Below are 5,286 nucleotides of genomic sequence, written 5' to 3' on the forward strand. Positions count from 1 at the left end.
TGCGCTCAGGCTGAACAGTCACAAATTTCCTTTATAACAACGCTCAAATTCGCATCCGTGTCATTTGACGAACTTGTTGTCTTTGAGGCGGATAAAACAAAAGTTACAAAGCGCGTACTTTGGTAACGTGATGCCTAGTATAGTGTTCTTCAAATCAAATATTGTTACCAAGCAGAAAATATATCTAGTTAGATAGTTGGGCTTAAAGGGGGAATTTTGCCAATTTTCGTGCGTGACGTGGAAGATTTAGTGATCAATTCAGCGCATCTGCCGCGTTAAACACCAGTTCTCGCATCGGCGCGATGGCGAGGGGATTCTCGGACAGAAGTGCGCTTTCGCGCAGATGGCGTGGTTGTTTGATTCCCCTCGTCATGGTCATTCCCGGGTAGGCGCAAACGCATGCGTTTGCCCCATTTTGAGTTCGCCTCCAATGCGCCGTCGGAAATTTGGACTACGTAAGTGTCATTTTGTCCATCGCAGAGCGCCGCGCCCAAAGGTGCGGGGATAGGGTCAGATCAGATGGACGGTAACGGAATCCGAAAAAAAAAACCACTGTAGCAGAGGCTAGAGCGGCTTTTTCGGGACTGTCCCGGACGTCTTGGGAAGGAAATCCGGTACTCAATTTGCATCCTTGGCGGCGAGACGATTCCAAGCACAAATAGGCGATGAACCGAACAGCGCACTTATATCGCCAGATTCTGCGCCCAAGCCAGCGCCGACAGATGCGCCTTGTTGACCTCAACAGGCGAAATATCAAGCGCCGCCGCCTGCGAAGCCACCAGGCCCGAATTGAGCTCGCACGCCTCGGCCAGCGCCAAATACGGCCCGTACTTCCCGCCCCCGGTCATGAGCGCCTCGACCACGTCGTCGGGCAACTGAATGGTGTTGAGCACCTCGCTCATCGGCAACCCCAGCAACCGGTCGAGCAGCGAGAACATCCCCAGCACGAACAAATTCTCGCCCTCGCCGCGCGGCAGCGACTTTGCCCCCAGCAATTCGGTCAGGCGCCCGCGCACCACCGCCGTCTCCATCAGCACCGGCGAATAACCGCTCGTGCTCGCCGTCGCCAAGAGCAGCGTCAGCCAGCGGTACATCGGCGCGTAGCCGAGCATGGCGATGGCCTGGCGCAGCGTCTGGATCTCGCGCGCGGCGCCAAAGCCGACCGAATTGATGAAGCGCATCAGCTTGTACGACAGCGCCGGGTCGCGCTTGAGCACGGCCTCGAGCTTGGGGATGTCGTCGTTGCGCTTGACCATCTGCATCAGCTGCAAGATGATCGTCTGCGCCGGGTTCATGCCCTTGACAGGGTTGCCCGGGCGCGGCGTCAGGTGCAGCTTGCCCACAAAGGCGTCGAGCCCGAGCGCGGCGCAGGCGTCGAAGTCCTCCCAGGTGCTCACCGGGCGCCCCACCATACGCACGCCCGACTGCTTGGCCGTCGAATAGCTGCGCGCCTGCGCGGCCACGTCGGCGCCGGCAAAGCGCACCTCGATGAACGAGGCGCTCATCTTGAGGTTGTCGCCCAGGTGCGCAAGGTCGCCGTCGCGCAGCGAGATGCCCACCCCGCCCGCGCGCAGGCCCTGCACCGCCGCCAGCGTGTCGGGGTCGGTCAGGTCGCTCGCCTTGAGCGTGAGCACGGTGCGCTCGGGCGGCATCGCGTACAGCGCGTCGGTCGAGAGCATGGCCGGCACCGCGTCGAGGAACAGCACCTTATCGCGCAGCAGCCAGCCGTGGTCCTCGTGGTTGACGTTGTCGGCGACAAAGGCGATCAGCTCCTCGAGCTCGGCGTCAGTGCTCGGGCCGCACGCGTTCTTTTGCCAGGATAATTCGTAGCCGACCACGCGCTGGCGCGGGTCAAGCAAGGGTTCTCGCACGATGAAGTTGGAGTCGTTCATTAGAGATTCGCTATAAAGTGGGCTGGACTGGGCCGCCGCGCGTGGTTCAGGCGCCGGCCTTCTCGAGTTTGTCGAATATCTTGTTGAGCTTTTCGTCGAGCGTGGCCGCCGTGAACGGCTTGACAACATAGCCGTTCGCGCCGGCCTGGGCGGCGGCGATGATGTTCTCCTTCTTGGCTTCGGCGGTGACCATGAGCACCGGCAGCTTGGCCAGCCGCGGATCGGCCCGCATCTGCTGGAGCATGGTCAGCCCATCCATATTGGGCATGTTCCAGTCCGATACCACGAAGTCGAAACTTTCGCTGCGCATCCTGGCCAACGCCACCACGCCATCTTCGGCTTCTTCCACATTGGCGTAGCCGAGTTCCTTCAACAAATTGCGCACGATGCGCCGCATTGTCGAGAAATCGTCGACCACTAAAAACCGCAACTTTGGATCCGCCATTAAATTACTCCGTTGATTCGGTGCTACGCACTATCTGTTGATAAACTTCGCCGGTGTCCGGGTCGCTCAAGAATAGCAGTTTTGTTGCCACACGGCGACTAAAGAGCCGCCACCGGGGCAAAAACTGCTCAAACCCGCAACGCCCTGCCGCCGTTCGCGGCAAGGTAGTTGAGCACCATCGCCGGCAGTGCCGAGAGCGGCCCGACCTCGTTGGTCGCGCCCAGCGCGATCGCCTCGCGCGGCATGCCAAAGACCACGCACGAGGCCTCGTCCTGGGCAAAATTGTAGGCGCCGGCGTTGCGCATCTCGAGCATGCCGGCCGCGCCGTCCTTGCCCATGCCGGTCAAAATCACGCCGACCGCGTTCTTGCCGGCCGCCTGCGCCGCCGAGCGGAACAGCACGTCGACCGAGGGCCGGTGCCGGTTGACGTACTCGCCCTGGTCGATCTTGGTCACGTAGTTCGCGCCCGAGCGCGCCAGCGTCAGGTGCGAGTGCCCCGGCGCGATGTAGGCGTGGCCCGGCAGCACCCGCTCGTCGCCGTGGGCCTCGCGCACGGTGATCGCGCACAGCGTGTTGAGGCGCAGCGCGAACGAGGTCGTGAAGCCCTCGGGCATGTGCTGGGCGATCAATATGCCGGGGCAGTCCGACGGCATCTGCATCAAAAATTCGCGGATCGCCTCGGTGCCGCCGGTCGAGGCGCCGATGATGATCAACTTCTCCGACGACGTCAGCGGATTGCGCAGCGGCGGCAGCGCCACCGGCGCGCTGTAGCTGCCCGGGATCCGCCGCGGGCGCACCCGCGCGTTGGCGGCGGCGCGGATTTTCTCCGAGATCAGCTCGGTGTACTCGCGCATCCCGTTCTGGATCGAGATCTTTGGCTTGGTCACAAAGTCGACCGCGCCCAGCTCGAGCGCGCGCAGCGTGATCTCGGAGCCGCGCTCGGTCAGCGACGACACCATCACCACCGGCATCGGGCGCAGCCGCATCAGTTTTTCGAGGAAGTCGAGGCCGTCCATCTTGGGCATCTCGACGTCGAGCGTGAGCACGTCGGGGTTGGTCTGCTTGATCAGCTCGCGCGCCACCAGCGGGTCCGGCGCCACGCCGACGACCTCCATGTCGGCCTGGCTCGAGATGATCTCGCTCATCACGTGGCGGATCAGGGCAGAGTCGTCCACGATCAGTACCTTGATCTTTTTCATGGGCGTCATCGTGTTCAAAACAGGTCGATCTCGCCGCCCACGGGGGCGACCTTGAGGCGCTTGGCGTAGTCGAGCTCGCGCCGCACCAGGGTGTCGTTGTGGGTCTGCATGAGCTTTTTGACGAGCACCTTGCCCGTGCGCGGGAAAAAATACACCTTGCGCGGGAAGATGTCGTTGAGGTCCTCGGCGATGACGCGCATCTTCTCGGTCTTGAGATAGTTGATCACGAACGAGGCGTTGCGCTCGCCCACATTCAGCGCCGAGAAGCCGCGCAGCACCGCCCCGCCGCCAAACACCTTGGCCTCGAGGTTCTCGCGCCGCGCGCCGGCCTTGAGCAGCTCGTTGATCAGCATCTCCATCGCGTACGTCCCGTAGCGCATCGAGGCCGACACCGGGCTGTTGCTGTCGCCGCCGCCGTCGGGCAGCATGAAGTGGTTCATGCCGCCCAGGCCCGTGACGCGGTCGCGGATGCAGGCCGACACGCACGAGCCAAGCACCGTCACGATCAGCATGTCGCGCGGCGTGTAGTAGTACTCGCCCGGCAGCACCTTGGCGGCGTCGCAGTCGAACGTGCGGTCGTAATACACGTTGGTGGCGAATTGTTCTTTGGTCGGTTCAAAACTCATAGGCTTCTCATCTTGGCACGCCAACGTTGGGGTTGCCGGCACGGGGGCGGTCGTCGAGCACATACACGGTCTTGCCGCGCAGTTTGAGCGACTCTGACACATAGAGAAAATTTTCGGAGTGGCCCGCAAACAGCAGGGCGTCCGTTTTCATCAGGGGGACGAAGCGGGCCAGGATCTTGCGCTGGGTCGTCTTGTCGAAATAGATCATCACGTTGCGGCAGAAGATCGCGTCGAACTGGCCCGTCAGGCCCCAGTTCTCGGTCAGCAAATTGAGCTGCCTGAAGGTGATCAGTTTGCGTAGTTCGGGGCGCAGCCGCACCATGCCGTCGCGCTCACCCTTGCCGCGCTGGAAAAAACGCTTGGCCCGCGCCGGATCGAGCTTGTCGATCCGCTCGATCGGATAGACGCCATTGGCGGCAGTATTGAGCACATTGGTGTCGATGTCGGTGGCGATGATCTGCACCGGCGGCGCCAGCGTGTTGAAGGCCTCGCACATGGTCATGGCGATCGAGTACGGCTCCTCGCCGGTCGAACTGGCCGAGCACCAGATCCGGATCGGGTGCTCGCGCTTGACCGATACGTGCTCGGCCAGCAGCGGAAAGTGGTGCGCCTCGCGAAAGAACGAGGTCAGATTGGTCGTCAGCGCGTTGGTGAACGACTCCCACTCGTCGCCCAGGCGGCCCGACTCGAGGTCGTCGAGGTAGGTCGCGAACGAGACGATGCCGGTGGCCCGCAGGCGCCGCGCCAGGCGGCTGTAAACCATCTCGTGCTTGCTGTCGGCGAGCGAGATCCCGGCGCGCCGGTAGATCAGCGCGCGCACGCGCTCAAAATCACCGCTGGTGAAATTGAACTCCTTGACGGTTTCCTGTTTAGGGGGCAGTTGCACGGGTCGTCGCTCTCGGCTTCAGTGGGCTTGGTCGGTGGACGCGGCGGTGGACGCGGCGGTGGACGCGGTCCGGCGCCGGCCTGGCGCGCGCGCCCGGCCGTCCATCAGAACTCCTCCCAGTCTTCGCCGGCTGAGGCCTGCGCCAGTTTTTTGGGCGACGGCGCCGAGGCGCGCGCCGGGCGCGCCTCCGGGCCGGCAGGGTGCGCACCGCCAGCGGCGGCGGCCAGGCGGGCGGCGC

General features: G+C 63.0%; 5 protein-coding genes. All 5 read right to left on the minus strand.

Going from position 1 to position 5,286, the window contains the following annotated elements:
- Window positions 1-683 precede the first annotated feature (683 nt).
- Window positions 684-1,892, minus strand: a complete 1,209-nt coding sequence (locus C7C56_RS09685) for an EAL and HDOD domain-containing protein (protein WP_106757229.1) — start codon at window positions 1,890-1,892, stop codon at window positions 684-686.
- 46 nt (window positions 1,893-1,938) lie between these two features.
- The gene (gene cheY, locus C7C56_RS09690) at window positions 1,939-2,337 is read right to left on the minus strand and encodes a chemotaxis response regulator CheY (RefSeq protein WP_106757230.1); all 399 of its coding nucleotides are present in this window, start codon (window positions 2,335-2,337) and stop codon (window positions 1,939-1,941) included.
- A 128-nt stretch (window positions 2,338-2,465) separates the two neighbouring features.
- Window positions 2,466-3,536, minus strand: coding sequence for a protein-glutamate methylesterase/protein-glutamine glutaminase (locus C7C56_RS09695; protein WP_106757231.1), 1,071 nt, complete (start codon window positions 3,534-3,536; stop codon window positions 2,466-2,468).
- A gap of 14 nt (window positions 3,537-3,550) precedes the next feature.
- Window positions 3,551-4,162 (minus strand): chemoreceptor glutamine deamidase CheD, encoded by a 612-nt coding sequence (gene cheD, locus C7C56_RS09700; RefSeq protein ID WP_106757232.1) that lies wholly within the window; start codon window positions 4,160-4,162, stop codon window positions 3,551-3,553.
- Between the two features lie 7 nt (window positions 4,163-4,169).
- Window positions 4,170-5,048, minus strand: a complete 879-nt coding sequence (locus C7C56_RS09705; protein WP_370660194.1) for a CheR family methyltransferase — start codon at window positions 5,046-5,048, stop codon at window positions 4,170-4,172.
- Window positions 5,049-5,286: the final 238 nt, after the last annotated feature.

Source organism: Massilia glaciei, assembly GCF_003011895.2.
GTDB classification, from domain to species: Bacteria; Pseudomonadota; Gammaproteobacteria; order Burkholderiales; family Burkholderiaceae_D; genus Telluria_A; species Telluria_A glaciei.

Excerpts from the sequence above, each read along its gene's own strand:
- C7C56_RS09685 (WP_106757229.1), bottom strand. The coding sequence starts at position 1,892 with ATGAACGACTCCAACTTCATCGTGCGAGAACCCTTGCTTGACCCGCGC.
- cheY (WP_106757230.1), bottom strand. The coding sequence starts at position 2,337 with ATGGCGGATCCAAAGTTGCGGTTTTTAGTGGTCGACGATTTCTCGACA.
- C7C56_RS09695 (WP_106757231.1), bottom strand. The coding sequence starts at position 3,536 with ATGAAAAAGATCAAGGTACTGATCGTGGACGACTCTGCCCTGATCCGC.
- cheD (WP_106757232.1), bottom strand. The coding sequence starts at position 4,162 with ATGAGTTTTGAACCGACCAAAGAACAATTCGCCACCAACGTGTATTAC.